This is a genomic window from Cyanobium gracile PCC 6307, from assembly GCF_000316515.1.
Classification (GTDB): domain Bacteria; phylum Cyanobacteriota; class Cyanobacteriia; order PCC-6307; family Cyanobiaceae; genus Cyanobium; species Cyanobium gracile.
Genome location: NC_019675.1, coordinates 275,363 through 300,233, shown reverse-complemented (window position 1 = coordinate 300,233; position 24,871 = coordinate 275,363). Strand labels below are relative to the sequence as shown.

12 protein-coding genes are annotated in these 24,871 nt (G+C 57.8%); 7 read left to right on the top strand and 5 right to left on the bottom strand.

Annotated elements, in window-relative coordinates:
* Window positions 1-319: 319 nt before the first annotated feature.
* From CYAGR_RS18975 to CYAGR_RS18970, 3 genes are all read left to right on the top strand, one after another.
* Window positions 320-1,102, top strand: coding sequence for a DDE-type integrase/transposase/recombinase (locus CYAGR_RS18975; RefSeq protein WP_245552572.1), 783 nt, complete (start codon window positions 320-322; stop codon window positions 1,100-1,102).
* A 596-nt stretch (window positions 1,103-1,698) separates the two neighbouring features.
* Complete coding sequence (locus tag CYAGR_RS18030; RefSeq protein ID WP_156818349.1) at window positions 1,699-2,079, top strand: hypothetical protein; 381 nt, start codon at window positions 1,699-1,701, stop codon at window positions 2,077-2,079.
* A gap of 3,560 nt (window positions 2,080-5,639) precedes the next feature.
* Window positions 5,640-5,894, top strand: coding sequence for a transposase (locus CYAGR_RS18970; protein ID WP_156818348.1), 255 nt, complete (start codon window positions 5,640-5,642; stop codon window positions 5,892-5,894).
* Between the two features lie 33 nt (window positions 5,895-5,927).
* Here the strand turns inward: CYAGR_RS18970 and CYAGR_RS01255 are convergent, their stop codons facing one another.
* A complete protein-coding gene (locus tag CYAGR_RS01255) occupies window positions 5,928-7,481 on the bottom strand; it encodes an integrase catalytic domain-containing protein (protein WP_015107936.1) in 1,554 nt (517 codons plus the stop codon).
* A 201-nt stretch (window positions 7,482-7,682) separates the two neighbouring features.
* Here CYAGR_RS01255 and CYAGR_RS18965 point away from each other — a divergent pair, with 201 nt between their 5' ends.
* Window positions 7,683-8,369: a DDE-type integrase/transposase/recombinase gene (locus tag CYAGR_RS18965; RefSeq protein ID WP_245552571.1), complete on the top strand. Its 687-nt coding sequence runs from the start codon at window positions 7,683-7,685 to the stop codon at window positions 8,367-8,369.
* A gap of 1,386 nt (window positions 8,370-9,755) precedes the next feature.
* Here the strand turns inward: CYAGR_RS18965 and CYAGR_RS18020 are convergent.
* From CYAGR_RS18020 to CYAGR_RS01235, 4 genes are all read right to left on the bottom strand, one after another.
* Window positions 9,756-10,175, bottom strand: coding sequence for a hypothetical protein (locus CYAGR_RS18020; RefSeq protein WP_156818347.1), 420 nt, complete (start codon window positions 10,173-10,175; stop codon window positions 9,756-9,758).
* 113 nt (window positions 10,176-10,288) lie between these two features.
* Complete coding sequence (locus CYAGR_RS01245; protein WP_015107933.1) at window positions 10,289-12,436, bottom strand: NHLP family bacteriocin export ABC transporter peptidase/permease/ATPase subunit; 2,148 nt, start codon at window positions 12,434-12,436, stop codon at window positions 10,289-10,291.
* A gap of 3 nt (window positions 12,437-12,439) precedes the next feature.
* Window positions 12,440-13,423, bottom strand: a complete 984-nt coding sequence (locus CYAGR_RS01240; protein ID WP_216593359.1) for an HlyD family efflux transporter periplasmic adaptor subunit — start codon at window positions 13,421-13,423, stop codon at window positions 12,440-12,442.
* A 163-nt stretch (window positions 13,424-13,586) separates the two neighbouring features.
* The gene (locus CYAGR_RS01235; protein ID WP_156818346.1) at window positions 13,587-15,890 is read right to left on the bottom strand and encodes an ATP-binding cassette domain-containing protein; all 2,304 of its coding nucleotides are present in this window, start codon (window positions 15,888-15,890) and stop codon (window positions 13,587-13,589) included.
* Between the two features lie 3,229 nt (window positions 15,891-19,119).
* Between CYAGR_RS01235 and CYAGR_RS01230 the strand changes: the two genes are divergently transcribed.
* From CYAGR_RS01230 to CYAGR_RS01220, 3 genes are all read left to right on the top strand, one after another.
* Complete coding sequence (locus CYAGR_RS01230) at window positions 19,120-20,709, top strand: IS3 family transposase (protein ID WP_015107930.1); 1,590 nt, start codon at window positions 19,120-19,122, stop codon at window positions 20,707-20,709.
* A 36-nt stretch (window positions 20,710-20,745) separates the two neighbouring features.
* Window positions 20,746-21,867 carry an IS3 family transposase gene (locus CYAGR_RS01225; RefSeq protein WP_015107929.1) on the top strand — a complete coding sequence of 374 codons (1,122 nt, stop codon included), beginning with the start codon at window positions 20,746-20,748 and terminating at the stop codon, window positions 21,865-21,867.
* 2,314 nt (window positions 21,868-24,181) lie between these two features.
* The gene (locus CYAGR_RS01220) at window positions 24,182-24,418 is read left to right on the top strand and encodes a hypothetical protein (RefSeq protein ID WP_156818344.1); all 237 of its coding nucleotides are present in this window, start codon (window positions 24,182-24,184) and stop codon (window positions 24,416-24,418) included.
* The last annotated feature ends 453 nt before the right edge of the window (window positions 24,419-24,871 follow it).

The following is a 24,871-nucleotide window of genomic DNA, read 5'->3' as shown; positions in this document are numbered from 1 at the left end:
GCGCACCGGCGGAAGGTGATCGAGCTGATCGGCGAGGCGAATGCCGCTGGCGCCGGCCTGGTGAGCGCCTGCGCTGAGATCGGCATCTGCCTGCGCACCCTCAAACGCTGGCGGAAGGCCTTGGTGGTGATGGGGACGGCGAGGATCGCCGTAAAGGCCAGCCCCCGCGATGTCGCTCACCGCCTGAGCGAGGAGGAGCGGCAGCGGATCCTGCTCACCCTGCACCAGCCGGAGTACGCCTCGCTGCCGCCGGGACAGATCGTGCCGGCCCTGGCTGATCAGGGGCTCTACATCCGCTCTGAAAGCAGCTTTTTATTGGGTGTTGCACCAGCGGGGCAGTTCCACCGCCGAGGCCGGGCCCCGGCTGCCGCAGGAACCGCGCTCCGTGCCGCGTCTGATGGCGGATCGCCCCAATGCGGTCTGGTCGTGGGACATCACCTATCTGCCGACCACGGTGCGGGGTGTTTGGCTGTACCTCTACCTGGTGATCGACGTCTGGAGCCGCAAGGTGGTGGCCTGGGATGTGGCCGAGGTGGAGTCGGCTGAGATCGCGGCTGATCTGGTGCAGCGGGCCTGCCTCAAGGAGCGCTACCGCCGGCCCAGTGGCTTTGGCAGCCACCAGTGCCACCAGCCTCCACTGATCCTCCACGCCGACAACGGCAATGCCATGCGTGGGGCCACGTTGGAATCGCGGCTGGAGGAGATGGGAGTGCTCAGATCCTTTTCCAGGCCAAGAGTCTCAAATGACAACCCCTACTCAGAATCCCTATTCCGAACGGTCAAGTACCGGCCCGACTACCCGAGTCGGCCATTCGCCAGTAAAGACGAGGCATGCGAGTGGGTGAAAGCGTTCGTGGACTGGTACAACCACCGGCACCGCCACAGCGGCATCAAATTCGTGACGCCCCATCAACGCCACAGCGGAGCGGCCACGGCAATTTGCCAGAGGCGCTCCGAGGTCTACGAGACAGCCCGCCGGGCAAATCCATCACGATGGAGCCGAAGCACCCGCTGCTGGCGTCAACCCGAAGAAGTGTGGATCAACAAGCCAGCAGAAGAGCCCGAAGTGATCAAGGCGCTACCCTTGATTCAGGCCGCCTGAGTGGCAGCTAAGGAGTGACACCTTCCCTGAAAGTCACCGTAACAAGGCATGCAATGGCTGAATGTACATGGATCACGAACTTTCATCAGTGATTCTGATGATGGATATGCATGGCTTGGGGCCAATACCATTATCAGAAAAAGGGACAGTATAATGTTTGAATCTACTGTTCCAGGAACCTACGCCCGATACAGAGGCACCTGTCGTAAGCGCATTGTGGACGTCCTCTTTGCCTCAGATAGCCTTGTCAGTCCTAGGAGGTTCAGCTCTGCAAACGGATTCATAGGGCGAGTCCTTGATGATGGTTGTGGTGTCAGTCGCTAGATGGTGGAAGATCAACGGATCATGCTGGTTCTCACCATCTGACCTCATCAGGACTGCAACCTGCAAACCGCGCCCACCAAAACTCGAAAAGCTACTAGCGCAGACCGATGTTGGATAAACGCGGGTGATTGTCTATTGTGCCGCAATGACCTCAGAGCTGTTTTGCGACTGCTGCTCTCGTGGCCTTGTTTCCACGATTCAGGAATCACCCATTCAAGCCTGGAACGAGAAGGAGATGTCCGCAGGCAATGCTTGCATTCACGTCCCCTTCCATGACCCAGTTCTATCCCTCGTCTTTGAATGCGCGGTTGATCAGGCAGGCAGCACTGTTCTCACTGGCTGCTCTTGTTCTTGCTCCAGTGTTTGAGGTGAATGCACAAGGATCTGGTTTGTGCCCCGGTCTGAGCGGCAATGCTCGCCATCAATGCCTCCAGGCAGAGAATCGTCGTGCAGCACAAGCTGCAGCCGCAGCAAACCGAAAGGCTCAAAACTGGGATGCCATCATGAAGGGTGCATGCATGGGGAACAGTGTTGGAGGGGCTATCATCAGTGGCCAATCAAAGTTCCTTGGCAAGGCGGTCTATTCTGGTGCGCAATCCATTACCTATAGAGCCATGGGGAGAGAGAATCCCTGCGTGAAGACAGTGAGATGACATGCGGGATGTATCTGGCAAACTTGTGGTGATCGCACAACAAGCGTGAGATCAGGCGGAGAATGGCTGGTGCACCTGCTTCTTTGTGAGGTTTCCCTAGCCCACTGCTCCGCTTTGACAAGCTAACGCTGGTAAACAGCAACTAAAGACCTTGCCACTTCCATTTACACATGAACCATTCAACTTCATCTCCAGCTCAGATTGCCAGTCACCCGGCAATCGATTTCCCTATATGTCTCAACCGTGACTTACTCCATTGCGCTGACGACCATATCGGCCATTGCATTTCATCTTCGTCTCTGAGTTACCGATGGAATTGCAGAAATATATGCGGCGCAACAGCAGCTACTGCGCAGTCATGTCGCTGACATAGCAATTTAGATTTCAGGGCGAGAGTCATTCCAAGAGAGACTAAGACCAGCCAAATCATGAAAACCATCAAGCAAGATTCTCCATCTACTCTTATGGCCACTTATCGGCCCGTTCCGAGGCACTTATGAAGCCACTCCACAGTTCTTAGAGCTCAGATTTAATAATCAAGTATTTGACAATTCAATTGTGAGCTATCCAGCCATGTTGCCTAGAGCTGCAAAAGCGCTACTCATTCATTTAATTCTATGGAGTGCGTCTCCTACATATTCATCAGAACTGAAGACTGAATGTGTTATGAATATAACCGGTCGCCCAATGTCTGTATTCCCGTGTTCGGTAAGATTTGATCGACAGCTGAATAAGGGAGTCATTCGAGACGCGAGATCCGGCAGGGTTTATGGCAAAGATTGGGCAGAAGGCAGGGGTTGTCTCTATAGAGAGGGATATGGCTCAATATGCACCAAGAACTACAGGTGGATCCTCCCTGATGGCAGGGTTATGCAGTAAGGTCTAGAGTTTAAATCAACTAGTGGTAGGTGCAGCACAAGCTGTAGCAGAAGGCTTATTCGCAGCAGTAGCCGTTCACGGCGGCAAGCTCATTGTGGCAGCGGCCGGAATCCAGATGATGGATCACAAGCCGGAAACGGCCCCACTGGTTCAAGCAGACATTGGGGTAGCTAAGCATAGGGACTTGAGGCATCGGTTGGTGGGCCTCACTTCAAGCCGTTCCGGTCTGACTACCCTGGACAATGAATAACCTGCTGAGATAGAAGTAGTAGCAGGCAAACCACCTGACACAGGGAGACGCTACTTAGTGTAAGATCTATCATGCTTTTAGGTGCGTAGCATCTGCTGCCATGCTCTTCAACATCATTCTCTTGTCAGCCTCAATATTCCAATCATCAGTAGGCTTACCCCAGCACACTGAAGTTGCATCGGTCGTCGCCTCTTCAGCGAGGATTTATCACCGAGATTCCAAGGGCAGACGAATTGGAGTGCTGTTACCGAGTGGGTATCGAGCAGTTTCATGCAGCACAATCGTGGCCAATGAGGGCGTTCGCACAACGTTACCTACTGTGTTGCTAGTTAAGGTGGGCGTGACTCGGGGCGCCACAGCCTTGTGTCAGATGCCAGGAATACGCCTTCGGGAGGTATTCGATCCAGAGATGACCTTCTCAATCGGCCAGAAACCACTGCTTCAACACAAGACAAACGGTGGCTTTCCTGTATCGGTGTATCGGATCCCAGAACGGTCGTCTCTTGCTCCAGAAGGCTATCTCGCGGCTTGGATATTCACGGAGAACAAGAATCTTGTAATCACTTACTCGCCGTCCCAGCAGACAACCGCGATGGCCTTGGCAAACTCCATCGTTGTCAGTTCATTGAGATAGCGTTTTCATAGAGGCGACATGCACTGACTCGACGCATGTATACTTTTTACTTCTCCCCCTTGACCTATCAACACAGCGACGGCGTCGATCACAATCATCCGGATGCCTCACCTTTGAGCAGCCCCTGGAGCGGGAGCAGGACACATAGGTGCAAGAAGAACGGACTGCGCAATCAGCTTCCAGGCAGTCATCCCCTTAATTGCGCCTGTTCACCCTCCGGAATGGGGCGCAGTACCTCCTGAATTACACCAATTGGATGGGTGTTAAGGAACTCTGGGCCACAGCGTTTTCAGCTATGCTGAAGGAACCAATCGCCGTAAGGTTAAGACTATCTATATATAATTACAGAAAGGGGATGTGGTGAAAAGTGGCCACTGTCAGTGATCTGCCAGCTGCTGATGCCTGGAATCACTCCTGAGGGATTGGAACGATAAGCAGATGTGGGCAAATTCTCAAGTCTGCGTCCACTCTAGACACCATGACTTTGATCCAAATCGAAATCACCAAAGTCACGCTGATGATTATCTCTGCCACCGCCGTTTCGTTTGGATCACTGCTGATCTTCGCCAGTTCCCTTGTCCATACCAGAAGCGAGCATATGTAATCAAGATTCTCCCTGCTTCCTCATAGCACCATCACTCTCCTCTGTTTCTCAACCCTAAGGAACTGGTGATAGCAGTCAGAAATGGGGCAGCCAAGCTAAAGATGAGTGACTGAGCAGCAGATGTATAGGTCAAGCAGATCGATTTCCTCACCTGGTAGCCACAGGTGCTGCCACAGGGCAACGCTGAATAGGTGGTATTGAGGATTTTGACATTACCTTTATTGACCCTTATGATGCTCAGCTGCTTTCGCGAAACTAAACGAGGGCAAAGCCCCATGCTGATTTACCGTGAACAATCTTTAGCATAAATAGAATTACAAGTCGACGATTCGCTTTCGGTTGCTGGATCTAATCTCTAATGAAAAGCATACATGTTGCTTCATAGCTATTGTGCGTTCCAGGCTTGGCCTTGTCATTAAATGCCCGACCAAGGATTGCCAATGCAAATGTATTCAGCGCCCTGCCCTCTAAGCAAGCATTCGCCATTCCTCATCGCTGGCGCATACCATCCTTGTTTTTCGTCGTGTCTGGAGAGCATTTTTGAATTAAGTGATCTGCTTGCGTATTCATCAATGAATATCACCTTTCCATTCGACCCGTTAGTGACAACTCTACAGGGGAATCTCTTCTGAGTGCCTTTTATGCGATTTCCATATGTGCATATTGGATATTTAGGGGCGGGATCAACAACGCTTTGAGCGAGTGTGGCCGTACCAGAGGCGGCTGCAATGAGCATCATGGCAATCAGTTTAGTCATCCTGCAGCACTGAGAGCATCTAATCTAGTCTACTCCGCGGTACTCCGTTGCTGTCGATTAACCTTTCAGCATCTATGCCCCTTCTGCCAGGAGAGTTGAGGCCTCTCCATTCTGACCATTTCAACCACCAGGGGGCCTGATGGAATCGATCAATGCGTCCCTACACCGAGGCCGTCAAGGCTGATGTCCGCCGGCGGATGAGCCCGCCTCACCGTCAGGGCGTGGCGTAGATCGACCAGGAGCTGGGCATCCATGTGATCACCCTCTACAAGTGGAGGAAGGCCTGGCGGTTGCAGGGGGAGGTGGTGCCCGCCACCCAGAAGGATCCCGAAGGCTGGGGTCCGGCCGACAAGTTCACGGTGGTGTTGGAGACCGCCAGTCTGAACGCGACTGAACTGGCTGGATACTCCCGCGAGCGCGGCCTGTTCCAGAGCAGGTGGACCGCTGGCGTCAGGCGGCCCAGGATGCCAATGCCCAGCCGCTGCTGACCATGGTTGATCAGAAGGACCTCCAGAAGCGGCAGCAGGAGGACCAGCGCGAAATCAAGCGGCTGCAACAGGAGCTGCGGCGTAAGGACAAGGCGTTGGCAGAGGCGGCGGCATTGCTGAACGCGTCAAAAAAGATCCAGGCCAACTGGGGCGAGGACGAGGGGGACCGACCGCACATGAGTGTCCCGTGTCAATCAGGTTGACGGGCGCTTTGCATCAATAACTTGTTACCTGTCTTAATTGACGCCTGGTAACACTCCTTCCCTTGTTCCTGGTTTGGTTTCCGGCCGTTCGGATGCACTGGCTACACACTTTTCCACCCTTGCCACACGCCAATCTCTGATTCGCCGCTGCAGCGTGCGTTTGTGTTGGGCCCCATAGCGCTGGGGATCCAGATCGATCAGCCTGTCCAGGAGCTCCTGGCTGCCCACATCTGGTTCTGCTGTCAGCCATTGGGGGATCAGCTCAGCATGGGCCTCAAAGGGATCTACCCGGCTGCGGCGGCCCTGCCGCGGTTTGGGCTTTTTCTGTAGTGGCCTGCTCTGGCGCCACAGCGCCTGTAACCCCTGCAGAAACCCTTCCAGCTCTCGCTTTTCTTGCTCAGGTGTCCGCCAGCTCAGCGGCTCCCCCGCCATGGCACTGGTGTGTTGGCCGCTGATCAACAGGGCCAGCCGGCTCTGGCAGCTCCGAATCGTGGCCAGCAGCGCCACGGGGTCGCACCGCTTTCTCAGCTCTTTGAGGTCCTGGGCTTCCTGATCGCTGAGCACTCCGGTGCGCAGCAGCTGTTGCAGCGGTGTTCGTGGCGGGTGGTGCAGCCGCTTGATACGGCCCCCTTCCCGCACGCTGCTTTTGAGCTTGAACGATGGCTGAAACAGGTTGGTGAACAGCCGCAGCGCCGCGTAGAGCTCCCCCAGCAGCTGGGCCGCCTCCAGGCCCACCAATCGCTCGTAGCCCACCACCCGGCGGATCAGCACCCCGTTTTTTTGTTCCACCCAGGCCTGATCGTTGCTCTGGTACGCCCGCGAGCGGGTGAGCTCGATCCCCTGCTCCGGTGCATCGCACCACTGCTCAATCAGGGCGTTCATGAAGGCTGGATCGTTATCCGCATCGATCCCGCGCAAGGGGAAGGGAAGGTGCTGACGCAACCGCTGGATTGCCGCCAACACCGAGGCCCCATCCCGCGTGATCACCGGCAGGCTCTCGCTCCAGCCGGTGGCGATGTCGGTGGCCACCAGGGTCCAGATGAACCTCCCCTCCAGGCGGCCGCCGCAATGGGCCACCAGGTCGATCTCCAGCCAGCCGGGATCCTTGTGCTCATCCCAGCCTTTGAACGTGCGCACCTGCACCCGACGGCGTACACCGCTGTAGGCACGGGGAGGGCGGCGCCATCCATTGCCCCCGCTACTTTTGCGGACTGGAGCCAGAAGCCGGTCAATCGTGGCGCTGCTCATCGTCAACACCCGCGCCCGGATGCCCGGCTCCAGCTGCACGTGGCCGTGGTGCTCCAGCGATTCCACCAACTGCGGCAGAAGGGCATGGAGGCGCTTGCCGCACAGCCGATCACTGGCCTCCCACAGTGGCACCAAGGCCTCCACCACCTCGGGGCCGTAGCGGCGGCGGTGCTGCCCGCGCAGGCTGGTCTGCCGCTCGTCGGGCCGCTGGTTTAACCGGCGCAGCAGGGATTTGCGGTGATAGCCGGTCAAGGCTTGCAGCTCATCCAGCAGCCGCTGTTTCCCTACCCGGCTGAGGCTCCTGTAACGGGCTGTTGCCGCGCTGATCGCCAGCGCCATCCGCTCTCCTTGTTTGAGAGAGGCCGGTCGGCCTGGCTTCACGCCTTGCGCGTCGCCCCGTGCCGGTGCCACAGGCGGTTGCTACTTCTGATGCAACAACCCTAGCGAGGTAACAGCTCTTAAGATGCAATGCGCCCTCAACCAGATTGTCGTCGGACACATGAGGATCGCCGCAAGCCCCTGGAGATCCTTGATGCCGCCATGGCGGCCGGTGAACGTGCTCGGGAGGTGGCCGCTCTGCTGGGCGTGGGGCTCACCACGCTGCAGCGCTGGCGGCAACAGTTCGCGGATGATGGGGACGGCACCGACGGCCGTAAAGGCAGCTACCGCCTGGTGTCTCACCGGCACAGTGACAAGGAGCGCCAGCGGATCCTGCTCACCTGCACCCAGAGCGAGTTCGCGGCGTTGCCGCCGGGCCAGATCGTGCCGATCCTTGCAGATCGAGGCCTGTATATCGGTTCTGAGCGCAGCTTCTACCGGGTGCTCCATGACCATGGCCAGGCCCATCGCCGTGGCCGTGCCCGGCCGCCTCAGCAACCCCGCCCGGTGCCGCGGCTGGAGGCCCGAGGGCCGAACCAGATCTGGAGCTGGGACATCACCTACCTGCCCACCAGCGTTCGTGGCGTCTGGCTCTACCTGTATCTGGTGATCGACGTCTGGAGCCGCAAGGTGGTGGCCTGGGACGTGGCCGAGCGGGAAGAAGCCCAGATCGCCGCTGATCTGGTCAGCAGGGCCAGCCTGCGGGAGCGGATCAGCAAAAGCCGGTCCCTGCCCCTGATACTCCATGCCGACAACGGCAACGCCATGCGGGCTGCCACGCTGGAGAGGCGGCTGGAGGAGCTGGGGGTGCTCAGATCCTTCTCCAGGCCCCGGGTCAGCAACGACTAGCCCTACTCGGAGTCGCTGTTGCGCACGGTCAAGTACCGACCAGCCTACCCCAGGCGGCGCTTCCGCAGCCAGGAAGAGGCCTGCCGCTGGGCCTGTGCATTCGTGGCCTGGTACAACCACAGCCACCGCCACAGTTTCATCCGGTTCGTGACGCCTGATCAGCGCCACAGCGGTCAGGCCGTTGAACTCTGTCCTCACCGCGCCCGTGTCTACGCGCAGGACCCCAGCGACACCCCCGCCGCTGGAGCCGCGGAACCCGCTGCTGGGGTCAGCCGAAGGTGGTCTGGATCAATCCACCGCCACCGGAAAAAGCCATGGATCCAGCTACGTTGGTCATGCCCGCCTAATCAGCGTCAGGGGCGTCATCTTTTCTGACAGCTACCGCCCTAGACCAACAAGACATATTCGCAGGCCAAATCCAGGCAACTAACAAGTCTAATCATTGCACATCGCGTTCGCAATCCTTGCTTCTGCAGAAGTTCTCTTGAACTTGGTCCACGGAGAATCCATGCCAGCGATTAACCACTTGAAATTCATCGTTGAGCAGTTAACGACTAGCTGGTGAATGAGAGAAGGATTCATGTCTTCATTCCGTATTCTGGCATTCACAACAAAGGTTGACGCTGCTCCAGCCAGCTTGCGCCTGCTCTTAAAGTCAATGTAGTATTCAGGTGTGTAATACCATGTCCTGCTTGGACCTACGCTGAGTGGGTAAGGCTCCCCCCGAAACGTCGTCCAAACTGGAGATGCGACGAGCGGATCGACCATTTCTAGAACTACAATTAGTGTGATGACTTAGAATGCGCCTACAGCAAGTGTCGAATAATTCATGATGAGCACTTAGAAATGGCCTCGGCAGATAAAACACTCAACATCCATAGCAGATTGACTGTGATCTGGCGGCAATGCAAATCATGACTCGTCGGCCTTGATTTAAGATGCTTCGGCCTTGGGCTGAAGAGAGCTTTGCTGCTGTAGCCGGGTCTCTGAAATACTCTCGGCCACAGGCCCCATTGAGAGAATAGTTTGTTGCTGGACAAGGATTCTCGCCCCTACCCTGAAGCCCAAATGCAATATCATGCTTTTGCCCATTGCTAACGAACAATCGAATGACTCCTCCACCTGTCCAAGAAACCAACTTGTAAGTGCAGACCTCATCGACCTGTTTCCTGTTGCCGACTAAGCTCCAGCATCGTGTCTCCCTTTGCTCCTCATAGGCCTTAGCGGGGCGAGAAGACAGGATGAACTGAACAATTATCACATAGGTCAATAGACTCAAGGGGAGAGCGGTTGCGCTTTTCAGCGCCAGCACTCTTCGAGTTGCTGTCAGTGAATAAAAGCATAGAGCTGTGATGAAGCTGGTCATGATGGGGCTTCTGCTTGAGTTCATAGCAGGCTTGATGTTAGCGGCCGCAGGTGCGCCTTATGATATGTATAGTATGCGGCTTCGAGCCTGCTTTCAGCAACCTCAATCCCTTGAGCCCTTGCCATCCTTCCATTGCTACAATCCACCAGAAAGTCGAAGTCCATATCGCAACCAGGTTCATAGGGAACAACTACTTTAACTTGATAGATGTTTTCGTTGACCCGTATTTTCGAATAGCGCTTTACTGAATTAATCTGCGTCACATTCCTGATGTATCGTCCAGGGATATCATACTTTGCGCCCAGTGTGTTTGGAACTTTATTGGCCTGGGCCAGGGTGAGCTGAGGCCAGAGAATCAATCCCAGGGCGGTGGTCAACATCAACAATGTTGCCTGGCGTATTAAAGAGCTGCGAGTGGTGGGCTGGTCAAGCTGGGGCATCATGCTGTGATGGTTTCAAAGGAGAGGTATTGTCGCTGAAGACACGCTTTGGAAGTCTACTTCGCTAAATCTTTTGTTTATCTACAAAGATCCTCAACGCGAACATTTTGATTCTACTCATCTGCCACTAATCCTGCATAGACTCCCGATGAATCCGTGAGAAGGTCTTCATGGCGCCCCCGCTGCACCACCCTGCCGTGCTCGAGCACCAGGATCTGATCGGCATCGCGAATCGCGCTGAGCCGATGAGCGATCACGATCTGCGTACATCCCCGTCGCCGCAGAGCCTCGCTGAGCCGCTGCTCGGTGATGGCATCCAGCGCTGAGCTGGCCTCATCCAAAATCAGGATGGCAGGGTTCTGCACCAGGGCCCGGGCGATCTCCAGCCGCTGGCGTTGACCACCCGACAAGCTCTGGCCACCCTCGCTCAGCAGGGTGTCGAACCCCTGGGGCAGCTTGCGGATGTCATCGAGGATCTGGGCGTCGCGACAGGCTTCCTCGAGCTGCTCATGCGGGATGGCCTGATTCCAGAGGGTGAGATTGTCGCGCACCGACACCCCATAGAGCTGCACCTCCTGTTGCACGAGAGCAATCGAGCCAACCGCCACCGAGCGGGGAATGGCCTCCAGCGCATGACCGTCGTAAAGAATCTCGCCTACATCGGGGCGCTCCAAACCGGCGAGCAGCCGTGCCAGGGTACTCTTTCCCGAGCCGCTTCCGCCCACAAGGGCCAGCCGTTGCCCTGGAGCCACCCTCAGATCGATCGGCCCAAGCAGTGGCTGCTGGGTGGGGATGTAGCCAAAGCTCATGGCCTCCAGCGTGATCGCACCCGACAGACGGCTCCCACCCTCTGAGTCCATGGAGCAGAGCCTGCCATTCACCAGGGGATCCACAGGCTCCCCCAGCACATCTTCTAGTCGCAGCAGGGAGGCCTGCATCGTTGGCAACTCCCGCACGAAGGCGACCCAGCGATCAACCTCGCCCTTCAACCCACCACTCACCTGCTGGGCCGCCAGCACCATGCCAAGGGTCATCTCGCCTCGGAGCAGCAGCACAAACCCCACAATCAGCACCGCCAGATTGTTCACCTGGTTCAGCAAGCCAGGCACGAGTTCCAGCCGGGCTTGGCGCAGTCCGATCCGCTGGCTTCCATTCAATGCCGTGCTGAGGTGGCCGCCGTATCGCGTGGCGAGATCCGTTTCCACCGCTGCAGTCTTCACCGTCTCGATGTCGCGGATGGCGGCTGTCACCACACTCTGGGCTTTGGCCCCATCCTGCTGCAAGCGAAGACTGTCTTCCTGATGGGCATGGTGGGTGAAGGCAACCAGCAGGGCATTCAGGCCTGTGCTGATCCCCACCACCCCACCCAGCCATGGGCTGTACGAAAGCGTCAGCACCAGATAGAAGACCAGCAGCATCACCCCGCTCAGCAGGGGGATGAGCTGTTCCGCCAGGAAGGAAGCCACCTCCCGGTTCAACTCCACCCTGCCGTTGATGTCGCCGGCATAGCGCTGGCTGAAATACCGCTCCGGCAACGACAGCACATGCCGCTCAAACTGGGCCGAAAATCGGCTGTCCAGGCGGCGAGTGAGCCGACGGATCGCCGTCAGCTGCAGATGCTTCAGCAATGTCTGCAGCAGGAGCACGAGCACCAAAGCCCACAGCATGGGCTTGAGCCACGCCTGCATCCCCTGTCCCCAGATCTCATCGATGTAGACCTGGGAGAACACGGGGATCAGCACCTGAGGAAGCACGAGCAACAGCCCGGTGATCAGGGTGAAAAGCACGCCGGCCTTTTCCAGCGCCAGCCGCTGGGCGATGGCTCCCCAGAACCTTGGGGGATGCCCTCCACGCCGGAAGCTGCTCCCAGGTTTCAGATCGAGAAAGACACCTGTGAAGGAGCGTTCGAATTCCGCGAGCGTCACCCTTCGTCGCCCGATGGCGGGATCATTCAGCATCACGTTCCTGCCGCTGATGCCCTCCAGCACCAGGAAGTGATTGAACTGCCAATGCAGAATCACCGGCCGTTCCCAACGGCGCAGATCCTTCGTATCCTCCGCCATAAATCCATCCACCTCCAGCCCATAGAGCCGCGCTGCGGCCTGGATCGCGGCGGCATTCGTGCCATCCCGGCTCACGCAACAGGCATCGCGGAGCTGGCTCATAGGCACATGGCGCCCATGGTGCTGAAGGATCACGGCCAGGGAGGCGGCTCCGCACTCCGTGGTTTCCATCTGCAGAACGGTGGGGGTGTGTTTCATGGATCAATAGATCCCAGAGAGATTGCGAAGTTGTGGGATCAGGTAGCTGATCGGTTGCCGCTCTTCCACGTCCACCTTCACGGTGGTGGTGGTGCCGGCACTGAGAACGAGATCGGGGTCGGCGCCTCCGCCCCAGTCGTATCCGCTTCGGGTGGCTGCACTGCGGGCCAGGGAGGTGCGCACCTGGATCATGGGCTCATGTCCCTGGCCCCCTTCCCCGCGGTTGGCCGCTTCCACCGTGTTGACCAACGAAGGAATCCCGAGCCGATGGAGCAGGGTGTCGCGATTCACCGGAAGGGGCTGGATCTCCACGATCGTTCCCACAATCCCTCCATGACGCTGGGCCTGGGTGGTGCTGGGAGTGACGCGCACCCGTTGGCCGATCTGCAGCCGCTTGCCATCCTTCACCGGAAAGAAGGCAAGACTGATCAGCGGATCGCTGGGGCGTGATTTGTCGATCTCAAGCAGCGAGGCCCCAACCTGCACCATTTGCCCAGGCTGGGCATTGACATTGACCACACAGCCGCTTGCCGGTGCCAGCACGACGGCGTTCTGCGCCATCTCCTGATCGAGACTGCGGATCGCGGCCTGCCGGGCCTGGATGGCCTGCAGCCTGCGGTTGGCGGATGCCGCCGTTTCCGTGCGCACCCGTTGAATTTCCTTTTCCTTGTCGATGAAGCTCTGCTCAGCGATCGCACCCGTGCCCCGATAGGGCAGCAGGCGCGCGAGGTCGGCTTCCACCATCGCCAGCAGGTTGCGTTCCCGCGCTCCCTCCTGGTCATCCTGGGCTGCCAGCAGAGCGAGGGCCTGCACCTCTTCCTCCCGTTTCAGCCGCTGCTGCAGGGGATCGATGCGTGCGACCACCTCACCCTTGCGGACACAACTGCCGGTCTGGATCGACAGGCTCGTGAGAGGGCCTGCGCTCCGGCTCTGGACCGGTTGCAGACTGCCTGGGCGCACCAGAAGGCCACGACCCTCGATCCGCACCGGCAGCCGCCCCTGAAGGGACCACTGCACGAGATAGCCACTGAAGCCAAGGATCCCCACCAGCAGCAGCCAGAGATTCGGGCGGATCAGTCGCTGCGGTTGATGGAACTGTTCAGCGCTCGTGACGGATTCGAGCGCCTGACGTCGAAAGAGTTGCATGGTTTCAGGCCTCCTGTCTGGCCATGAGTTGGGTGAACGGGCCCGGCTGCCGCATCAGGTCTTGAAACGTGCCTTGCTGGCTGATGCGCCCCTCTTCCACCACCACGATCCGGTCGGCCTGACGAATCGTGCTGATGCGATGGGCCACCAGAATGCGGGTGGCGGGAAGGGAGTGCAGATTCTCTGCGACCTCCCTTTGTGTGCGGTTGTCGAGGGCGCTGGTGGCTTCATCGAAGATCAACACCCTGGGGGTGCGCGCCAGGGCACGGGCGATCGCCAGTCGCTGCCGCTGGCCGCCGGAAAGTGTGCCCCCGCCCTCTGGCAACACGGTGTGCATCTGCATCGGCATGGCGCGGATGTCGTCGGCGATGGCCGCCAGTTCAGCCGCTCGCCAGGCCTGCTCCGGGGTGATCAGCGCACCGGCGGCGATCGCCTCGTGGATGGAGCCGGCGAACAACCGGGCGTCCTGCAACACGCAGCCGATCTGGGCGCGCACCCGGTCGATACGAAGCTCAGCCAGTGCCCGACCGTCGTAGCGCACCTCTCCGCTCTCGGGCTGATCAAGGCCGAGCAGCAGGCGCACGATGGTGGATTTACCACTGCCGGATGGCCCGACAATCGCCAGGCATTCACCGGGGCTTGCCTGCAACGTCACGCCTTTCAGCACCGCCTCCTGCTCGGGCCCATAGCGGTACCAGACCTCCTCCAAAGCCACGGATCCCTTGAGGTCTCCAGGGTCGATGGCCTGCCGCTGCCGTTCTGGTTCAGTTGTCAGAATCGGCCACGCACGCTCCACCAACACCGGCAGATCAAAGGCCCCAACCGCAAGATCCGCCATGCTCGCCATCGAGCCGATGAACACACCGAAGGCGGAGAAGAAACCAAGCAGCTCTCCCAGATCTGGTGCCGGAGAGCCCGGATTGCGTGCAGCATCCGCGATCAGTCGTGCAATCACCATGTAAAGCAGCAGCTGACCAAGGCCCGGCACGATGGTCTGCAGGAGTTCGGAGATGCCCGCCCGGGCATCCAGGGCAAAGGCATAGGCCACACTGGGGCTGTAGGCCTCTCCCCAGTGCCGCGCTGCCCTGGTTTCCGCGCCCGCCACCCGCAGCTTGGCCACGCTGCTGATCAGCTCCAGATTCGTGGAGGAGGCCTCCGCCGCTGCGCTCTCCCGTCTCCGCTCGAAACGGCGGCTCTGCCAGCCCACCACGCCGGTGGGAATCAGAAGCAGCAGGGCGAGGGCAACGGCCAGCGCGGTGAGCACCTTGCTGATCTTCAGCATGAAGAGCAGGTAGAGGAGGCTCAAGAGCGTTTTCAGCAGCCCCCCGGAGAGCAGCGTCTGCAGCTCGTCGTTCAGCTGGCTGATGGCGTCGAAGCGCAGCGCCAGCTCCCCTGCCCCGAACCTCTGAAAAAATGTGGTGGGCAACTTCAGCAGACGATCGAAGACCCCGTACTGCAGGCGCATGGCACCCCGCAGCTGGATGGCAAGCAGCGACAACGACTGAGTCCATTGCAGGCACACATCAGCCATGGCGGCTGCCAGCAGCACCCCCCCGAGCTGCCACACCAACCCCAGATCACGATTGGGCAGGGCCCCATTGGTGAGGATGGTGTTGAAGCTGGGCAGCAGGAATCCCAGCAACGTGCTCATCAAGCTGGTGATGACTGCCAGCCGGAAGCCATTGCTGAGAACGACCAGGCTGATGCCCAGCAGCAAGCCGGCAGCCCCCACTCCGAAGATCCACTGGGCTGCACCTCCCTCCTGGCCGATCGCCAGGCCGAAGCCCAACAGCAACCCGAGGATGGAGCAGGCCGCTAGCAACGGCATCGGCTGAGTGGCCGCTCCGAAGCTGAAGCGCAGAAGCACCCTGGCGTTCAGCCCTGTCTCTGGGAGGGCGGGCTGAATGGCAAGCATCCGCTCAGGAAGGCGACTGCCGCGCAGACACCGACCATTGAAGGGCACAGGCCCAGCCATCTCGGCCGGCTTCCAGAGGAGATAGCCGTTGCATTCCGAGAGCAGGAGCACCGGCTGGTGGGGCGCATCCGACTCGATTCCAATGAGATCTCCACCATCCCAATTCAACCGTTGGCCATCGATCAGCACCTCACGCCAAAGCAACCCTGAGCCTGTGAGCGCAAGCCGCAGATCGGCTTTCCCCTGGGGGGGATGATCGCCTAGCCACTCCACTCGGGTGCCATGGCGTCTCGCCAGCACCTTCACAGCTCTCAGGAGCGGATCTGCCTCAGCACCCAGACCAGGCGCCATGCGAAAGCCCTGGGCGCCCTGCTGCTGATCGATTGCCGTCATCAACTGTTGCTCAAACAGCTGATCCAGCGGCTCATGCTGAGGAACCTCGCCGTTGGGGCGCCAAGATGGGGATTCAGCCTCAAGGGGAAGACATTGGAGGGAGGGACATTTCTTCACGGGTGGCAACAGCCGAGGGTTCAGGGCCTCCTCGTTCAGCCAGCTGTGCCCTGATTCCTTGTTGTTGCATGGAATCAGGTTGTCGGATCCGGAACGAAGGGGAAGAGGGCTCCATCAACTGGAACCCCTTCGACCATTTCAACCGCACGAAATGCGATCAACCATGAACCGCAATAACCACAACCCTAGGACCATGCCCTCGCATGGACTGATTCCCTTTTCAGATCAAGATCTGTATCAGGTCACAGGAGGAATCACTTGGCGACCACCAACTCCTCCAGAGAACTGGAAGAGATTGATTTCATGGAATCAACAACGGTATCGTATTCCTTTCAGAAACCGCTGAAAGCATTCGTTAAGATGGATTCTTCGTGCGGGGTTGGTTGAGCGACCCCGCATTTTTGTGCCATGGAATCACCGGATGGAACTCGGAACGAGAGGAGTGTGTGGCGAGCCCAACCAGGCCCCGCCACCCATCACCTTTGCATGAGTCATCATGAAGCTTCGTCCCACACCCTCCGCCACTTCCCAGGCTGGAGGGCTCACCCCGCTGACAGAACAAGAGCTGGCCCAGGTGGCCGGTGGTGCTCATCCAGTGGTCAGGGAGTTTGTCAAACGCGGGGGCCAATGGGTCTGGAACAACCGCGGAGAGGTCTCCCTGCAGGCCAGGGCCTTTGTGACCCTGGTTCGGATGGGCAGGGTGCCAGGCGTAGACCGCAGCGCTTGGCAGAATCCCTTTGCTGGGCGTCCTTTCTGAGCTTCTGAAAGGCCATGTCCCGCGTGAAGCCCCTTGTCCGTCGGTCAACGTGTTGTCGGCGAACAAGGCCAGCTGAAATGGGGAATGACCATCCGGTCTGAATCCTTTTCACGATGGCGCGGCTCTCTGCCATAGCCGCGCCATTTTTTCGTAGTCCCAAAGAAGGCTCAGAAAACCATCTAAAAGCATGCTATCCCGCCTCGCCAGGACAGGATGTTCTATAGTTGGATTGTAGATAGTCGTTCTGTAGGCTTCCAGCCACAATTGCGCTTCTTGAATCATGAGTCAATTTTTCCGCTTTGTTCGTAATGGAACACTCCCGTGCATCTTGGGGGCATTATCGGGAGCCACAGCGCTTGCACAGCAGAGTTGGCACATTCCTGGTTATCCAATCCAGTCCGAACTGACAAGTGACTCTCCCCTCAGGAATAATGGGCGACATTTCGGGAAGCATTCATTCAGGTGTTGGGACTATCGCGTCGGTTCATCGCAAAAGATCCCAGCTCGTTCCTGTGGAGTTGGCGGTGGGGTCGTTGCAAGGGCATCCTCAGGAACATTTCGTCCTACCATTAAGGTGATAGGTCCCAGCAACAGACTTGAGGGAAGTGACTCCCATGAGGTTGAGTTTTGCCCAAGGATGGCGGGCAACTATCAGGTTCAGGTTTCATCACTCCATGAACGTGCCACAGGACCCTACGAAGTCGAGGTTGTTTATATGCCAAGCTGCCAACTATGATCCTTGGCCTGAGGTGTGCTGGAGGTTATGCAAAACTCAATTCCTGATCCAACATGAACCAACCCATACATTCGGCGCTCCATCTCGCATCGATTCAGTTTGGATCACATGATTTAATCGATCAAGGCCTCTGCCTGGCCTCCCTGAGAAGTAGGCATTGGCGCTAGTTACTCTCTTTCATATGCAACCTACCCAGCGGTATCCTGCAGGGTCTGCTTTCAGGGAGCAGACTCCTCGAGAACCTGGACTTGTTTGCTTGAATCCAGTCATTCGTGCAGAAGAAATCCATTGATTCGATAATGTGTAATTCCAGTCTCCACCTTCAACGCAAGGAACTCTTGTGATTGCTGCAGCAGCAAACACCCTTGCTTCCGGCCCATAACTTACGAGGCAAGCCAACAGCAACGAGGAGAAGAGTAACAACAACCTTCCGGAATGAAATTCTTCATTGTCAGCAGTGTCTCGCGTTTCTTTTGGATTCGCCATTGCTGTCTGTGTAACAGAAAGAAGTCGTGCATTCTCAACTATGAGAGCTGGGCTTAGGCTGAGTTGGATCGTAATCTCGCCCTGGCTTTCCATGGAACGCGTCCAAGACTCAGTCGTTATACCGCTGCATTACTATCTTCATGTTCTATTTGTCAGCTTTTCCTTTGGACTTCAAGGTGCTGAATCCATGAAGAGATCACGAACTATCACCATTGTTCAGCAATCACCACCATTACCAAGTGGTGGCTGCTGGCGGGAACGCGGCGGCCCTTAGCTAGAGCGCTGCTATCAACGTGTCAAATGGAAATCTGTTCCATGACCTAGAACAGTTGTCGAAGGAAGCGCTGAGAGGCATACATGACTAGGAAGCAATTCAATCATCAGAAATGGCAACGCTAGTACCCTTGACTCCTGATCTGAAGTTAGCTTTCTACGCTATCGAGCAAACTGTCGCTCCAGGATGCATTCCATTGTTGCGGCATCGGATGCCATGGGTGACCCAGACAACTGTAAAGCAGTGAATGACTACATTGGCAGAGTCATGACTTAAGCCTTCTCCATCAGCTAGTAGTCCTTACAATCATTGGTATCACATCAACGTTATCTTATGATAGACTTGAATAACGGCCCAGTTCTTTTACTTGCTTCCTTCCTGGAAGCCGACTTATCGAGATCTCTCCTTTCTTGTCTCCAAACCAGGCATTTACCCCCGGAATGCGTTACGCCTTAGGGACTGAGGTATATGGATATTATTGCCCCGTTAGAAACATTTCGTTGTTGCCAATGAGCAATCGGACAAACAGATTCTGAAATCTGCCAGATTGCGATGTTCCGCTGTCAGGAGTAAGCGAAACGCAAGGCCGTTGTTGCAGCGAAAAGCAAGCTGATGTCCGGCACCAGGGCATCAAATAATTCGAAGGCAAGAGTGAGGTGGTCTGGTTTTTCTGGACAGGCTCCATCGTTAACCTGTGAGGCGGGGCACCGCCCCTGAAGGGGGCTCCCACCCATGAGCAAACGCCGCACCCATAGCCCCGAGTTCAAGGCCAAGGTCGCCATGGCCCCCTCTGCCAGGAAAGTTGACGCCTCTCCATCCTGACCGCTTTTTCCACCAGGGGGCTTGATGGAGCAGAGCAATGCGCCGTTACAGCGAGGCCGTCAAAGCTGATGTGAGAAGGCGGATGAGTCCACCGCACCGGCAGAGCGTGGCCCAGATCTCAGCAGAGCTGGGCATCCACGTGATCACGCTCTACAAGTGGCGGAAGGCCTGGCGGTTGCAGGGCGAGGTGGTGCCGGCCACCCAGAAGGACCCCGAGGGTTGGGGCCCAGCCGACAAGTTCACGGTGGTGCTGGAGACCGCCGGGCTGAACGCGACTGAACTGGGTGGATACTGCCGCGAGCGGGGCCTGTTCCCCGAGCAGGTGGACCGCTGGCGTCAGGCAGCCCAGGATGCCAATGCCCAGCCGCTGCTGACGATGGCCGATCAGAAGGACCTCCAGAAGCGGCACCAGGAGGACCAGCGTGAGATCAAACGGCTCCAGCAGGAGCTGCGCCGCAAGGACAAGGCCCTGGCGGAGGCGGCGGCACTGCTGATCGCCTCAAAAAAAGATCCAGGCCTACTGGGGCGAGGACGAGGGGGATTGACTGCGGCGGCCGATCGCCGTAAGGCCCTGGAGATCCTCGATGCCGCCATGGCGGCCGGTGCGCGGGCCCGAGAGGTGGCCGCTTTGCTGAGCGTGGGGCTCACCACGCTGCAGCGCTGGCGGCGGCAGTTCGTGGGTGATGGGGGCGGCCTGGACGGCCGTAAAGGCAGTCGCCGCCTGGTGTCTCACCGGCTCAGTGACGAGGAGCGCCAGCGGATCCTGCTCACCTGCAACCAGAGCGAGTTCGCGGCGTTGCCACCGGGGCAGATCGTGCCGATCCTTGCCGATCGCGGGATCTACATCGGCTCTGAGCGCAGCTTCTACCGCGTGCTTCATGACCATGGCCAGGCCCATCGCCGTGGCCGTGCCCGGCCGCCCCAAGGGCCCCGGCCGGTGCCGCGGCTGGAGGCCAGAGGGCCCAATCAGGTCTGGAGCTGGGACATCACGTACCTGCCCACCAGCGTGCGTGGCGTCTGGCTGTACCTCTACCTGGTGATCGACGTCTGGAGCCGCAAGGTGGTGGCCTGGGATGTCGCCGAGCGGGAGGAGGCCCAGATCGCCGCTGATCTGGTGAGCAGGGCCTGCCTACGGGAGCGGATCAGTAAGGGCCGGCCCCAACCTCTGATCCTCCATGCCGACAACGGCAACGCCATGCGGGCTGCCACGCTGGAGAGCCGGCTGGAGGAGCTGGGGGTGCTCAGATCCTTCTCCAGGCCGAGGGTCAGTAACGACAACCCCTACTCGGAGTCGCTGTTCCGCACGGTCAAGTACCGACCGGACTACCCCAGGCGTCCCTTCCGCAGCCAGGAAGAGGCCTGCAGCTGGGCCTGTGCATTCGTGGCCTGGTACAACCACAGGCACCGCCACAGTTCCATCCGGTTCGTGACGCCTGATCAGCGCCACAGCGGTCAGGCCGTTGAACTCTGTCGTCACCGCGCCCGTCTCTACGAGCAGGCCCGCCAGCGACACCCCCGCCGCTGGAGCCGCGGAACCCGATGCTGGCGTCAGCCGAAAGTGGTCTGGATCAATCCACCGCGTCCAGAAAACGCCATTGATCCAGCTACCTTGGTCATGGCCGCCTGATCAACGGCAGGGGCGTCATCTTTCCTGGCAGTCACCGTGGAGGCGATCAGTGGCCGCAAGACGCTTCAGGAGATCGCCGCCGACCACGCGGTGCATCCGATCCAGGTGAGCCAGTGGAAGAAGCAACTACTGGAGGGTGCCAGCGACTTGTTCACCCGGGGCAAAAAGACACAGGCCAAGGATGAGAGCCAGGCCAAGGAGGCTGAGCTGTTCCAGCAGATCGGCAAGCTCCAGATGGAGCTGGAGTGGCTGAAAAAAAGTCTCAACTCCTCTGATGCCCGTGAACTGCGCAAACTGGTCGATCGTGGCCACCCTGATCTCACGGTCACTCGCCAATGCGAGCTGCTGGGCCTGCCTCGCTCCACGCTGTATTACCAGCCGGTGCCTGTCCGTGACTCCACGCTGCAGATCATGGCGAGGATCGATGCCCTCTACCTGGAGGATCCCACCGCGGGCAGCCGGCGGATGGTCCATTACCTGGCCAGAGACGGCATCCCGATCACCCGCGACCGTGTCCGAAACCTCATGCAGCGCATGGGTTTACGAGCGATCTATCAGAAACCCCGCACCACGGTATCGGGTAAACCATCCGAGCGCTTTCCCTGCCTGGTGGACCTCCAGCTCCTCACGGCTCCAGATCAGGTCTGGGCGACAGATATCACCTACATCCCACTGCGGAAGGGCTTCCTGTACTTGGTGGCGATTGTGGACCTGTTCTCCAGGCACGTGCTCGCCTGGAGACTCTCCAACAGCCTTGACACGGAGTTCTGTTTGGAGGCCCTGGCGATGGCACTGGCGAGCGGCCGCAAGCCACAGATCTTCCATTCCGACCAAGGCTGTCAATTCACCTCCTCAGCCTTCGTTCAACGACTCAAGGATGAGGAGATACAGATCAGCTGGTCAGGAAGAAAGCGCTGTTTTGACAACATCCTGGTGGAGAGGCTGTGGCGCACCGTCAAGTATGAGGAAGTGTATCTGCGTGCCTACAGCGATGGCTGGGAGGCGGAGATCAGCCTGGCCCGCTTCCTGTGGAGGTACTGCCATGTAAGGCCCCATAGCTCCCTGGGAGGCAGAACTCCCCATGAGGTCTACACTGATGCCGAATCCCGTTCCTCCCGTCCGAGGCTAACGATGTCAGGGGCCGCATCTGTCCAATAAAAGGCACCCACCTCAGAGCACCTAGACAAAGATCGGGCCTGGTTATTGCTACACATATAATCCAGACTTGTCGTGCAATACGTTCACTGTTGAATAGCCGTGAATTATTCATAAGTGTAGTTCCAGTCCCCGAGGACAAATCCTTTGGGAGTAAAGCTTCTTAGTATCCTCCGTCGGTATTCAGGCAGATAGTCTGAATCCGAGATGAACACGCAACCTGGTCTCAGGCAGACTCCCCGATAGACATTGGTGATTGCGCCCTGGCGGCTTGGTGGAATCCAGACTGTAATCTTGGTGTTGGACGTGGTGCTTGTAACCTTGACCCACACCCTTCCTCCATTGCCCGTACCAGGGCCAACAAAGGTTGACCAAGCTGGACGTGAACCTGAAGGAGGCAGTTCACCTGCAAGAACGATGTTCGGCAGAATACACGATAGGTTTATCGGCAGAAGAAGCATTGTTGGAAGTTTGCGTAACAAAAACAGCGTGTGCTCTCGCATGGACAAGAGGCTTCATGAAATCCCACAGTAGTTTAGCATTATCAGCTCAATGCTCCCGCGTGAGATTCCATATTGTAAAGTGGGTTCTCACGCCTATTGCAAGGAATGCATTGACCTCACCAACTCAGTAGTAGGTCTCTGCCGGAGTCACGTTAGGAACAGCAGAATGTCCATTGATGACCACAGGTGCTGAACCCAGCGTCTAGAGTTTTTTTGAAGAATAAGGTTAAGTCAGAAGTGAGTTCTGCCTACAGAAGGGCCTCTCGAGCAATGCCATGCCTCTCTTAAGTTTACAGGCATACCTCCACAAGCCCTACGACAGAAAGCTGCACACCAGCATGGAGCGTGCTTAGCTCAACCAGATCATTAATGAAGACCCCGAGCTCAGGGAGAAAAAGATTCACCTCAGTGTGACATCAGCGGCCCCGACCAATGAGCAGCTACCTTCAATAGAATGTGCCAACCAAAGTAAAAAGAACTATGATTGACAATTGTCTGTGTGACAGAGCCGCCAGCTGGGGCTTAGCCTTAGTCGAGTTAGCACAGGAGTTGGTTCTTTGAGATCCGTACCTCTATGAAGATGGAGGGATCCAGGGATCCCCCTCACTCTTGATGGCAGCGGGGCAACTTTAGTGAAGATGGATCATTCTGCTACGGATAGGTAGAACTTTTCAGTTGCTAGCGAAAGGTTCGGCAGGTGGCTCCTCAACTCCTGATAGATATCCGTCGAGAGCTTGCGATGATGAGACTAATTTGACGGCGGACACAAGCCTGGGACCCGCCGCTGTGAGGACACACAGAGCAGTTCCATCGCCACCATGCTCGTTGAAGTGGTCGGGATGGAATGGCCTCATCCATCTTGGCGCAGAAGGTGGCTCAAGGCTTACACTAAGGAGAGTCGATAGTAAAAGATGCACCGAACAACAGCCATCCTCAGGCTAGTAGTCATGACGGGGACTGTTTGTCTGAGCAGTTGCTCCCTGCAGGGAACTCCTTCGGAAAGCCAGGCGAGGCAAGTATTGGAGGAACGATTGTCGAGTTGGCCACATCCATGGCTAGGATCCTTTAGCTTGGGTGATGTGCGGGTATCGTCTTTCAAAAAGACAGATGGACTTGCAAGCACTGAGAATGATGTTCGAAAGTACCGGCTTGACTACGAGGCAAAGTTAGAATATCCCAGTGGACATAATTCATTCTGTCTTGACTCCAACCCGTCTCCACCAGCCGGTAAGAACGTGTTCATCTGCCTCCTGCCGACAGGGAATGCTCAGGCAAAAGGGGCGGTGCAGGAGTTGAAAGGATCGGTCGAGTTTGTGAAATCTGAGGCCGGCTGGAAATCAGAGTCAGTCACAGCAAACTGCGAGCCAAGCCACCTCACTCACAAATGGTGCGCCAATTGAAAGCTATTGTCGTGGCATGACAGAAAGATCTTGTAGAACTAGGGAATCAAAGAGCAGACTGGCTCTCTACCAAAGAGGTACTTCACGGTAGGGACCAGTCGATCGGCCACCCGTAGCTGCAGGTGAAGATGAAGATTGTGGTGGGACGTAGCGTCCTGCGGAAGCAGGAGTTTGGGGCATCAAGGGAGCGGAATCAAGCGAAGGGATAGGATCTGGAGCCGTCGGCACCGTGACTGGCTGCAGCCGCGGTGGAGCAAGCTCTTCACGCAGTGCCACGGCCTGTGAAGAGGCAAAGCTCTCGCTGGGAACGGACTCCAAGCGACGCAGCAGAGCGGAGCGACGCTCAGTCGCAGCCTCCAAAGGCATGGCATCCGTCGAATCTAGACCGGACTTGACTTGCCGAACGGTCAACTGATGACCCTCCTCCTGTTTCAAACGGTCACGCCCCTTGCGTGCCTTCTCTTCGAGCTGCTTCCTGGTGTCCTGGCCAGTACGACCAAGCAACGCATCGGTCTCAATCTTGTCAAGGTGACGATCAAGATCAGCGAGGGACTGCTCATAGGCAGTGAGGTCCTTGGCCTTGCCCAAGGCGACGGCAGCTTCCTGCGCCTCATCCAGCGCTGCATTCGCGGCAGCGATGGAAGCGGCTGAACACAGCCCAAAGGGTGCGCACAGAACATTGGATCGAAGGGCAGCGCCCACCGCCAAGGCCATCACCACAACCGAGCCGGCAACCAGTAACGGCATCCGCCTACGGCTTGATCGCGTGTCGGAGATGCTTGCGGTTGAAGCTGACGCAGGCGGCGATGCGAAAGGAACACCAGGTGGCGGTGTTGCCAGGTCCTGAGGGTCAGCGATGACGGTCATCGGCACCGTGGAGGCGGGGTTCCAGGAAGAGACCGGCACCGTCGATGGCTGGGCAGATGACTTCGGCAGAATGGAGCCTCCGTCCGAGACACTGTTTGGTGCTTGGGACTCCAGATAACCATCAAGAAAAGCTGCAAGGCGAGCCAAAACCTGGGGGTTATAGGTTTCTCCCAGCGACTGGAGCAGTGCATCGCGCTGGGCCTTGCGACTGCCTTGACCCAAGCGCAAGGAGTCAAG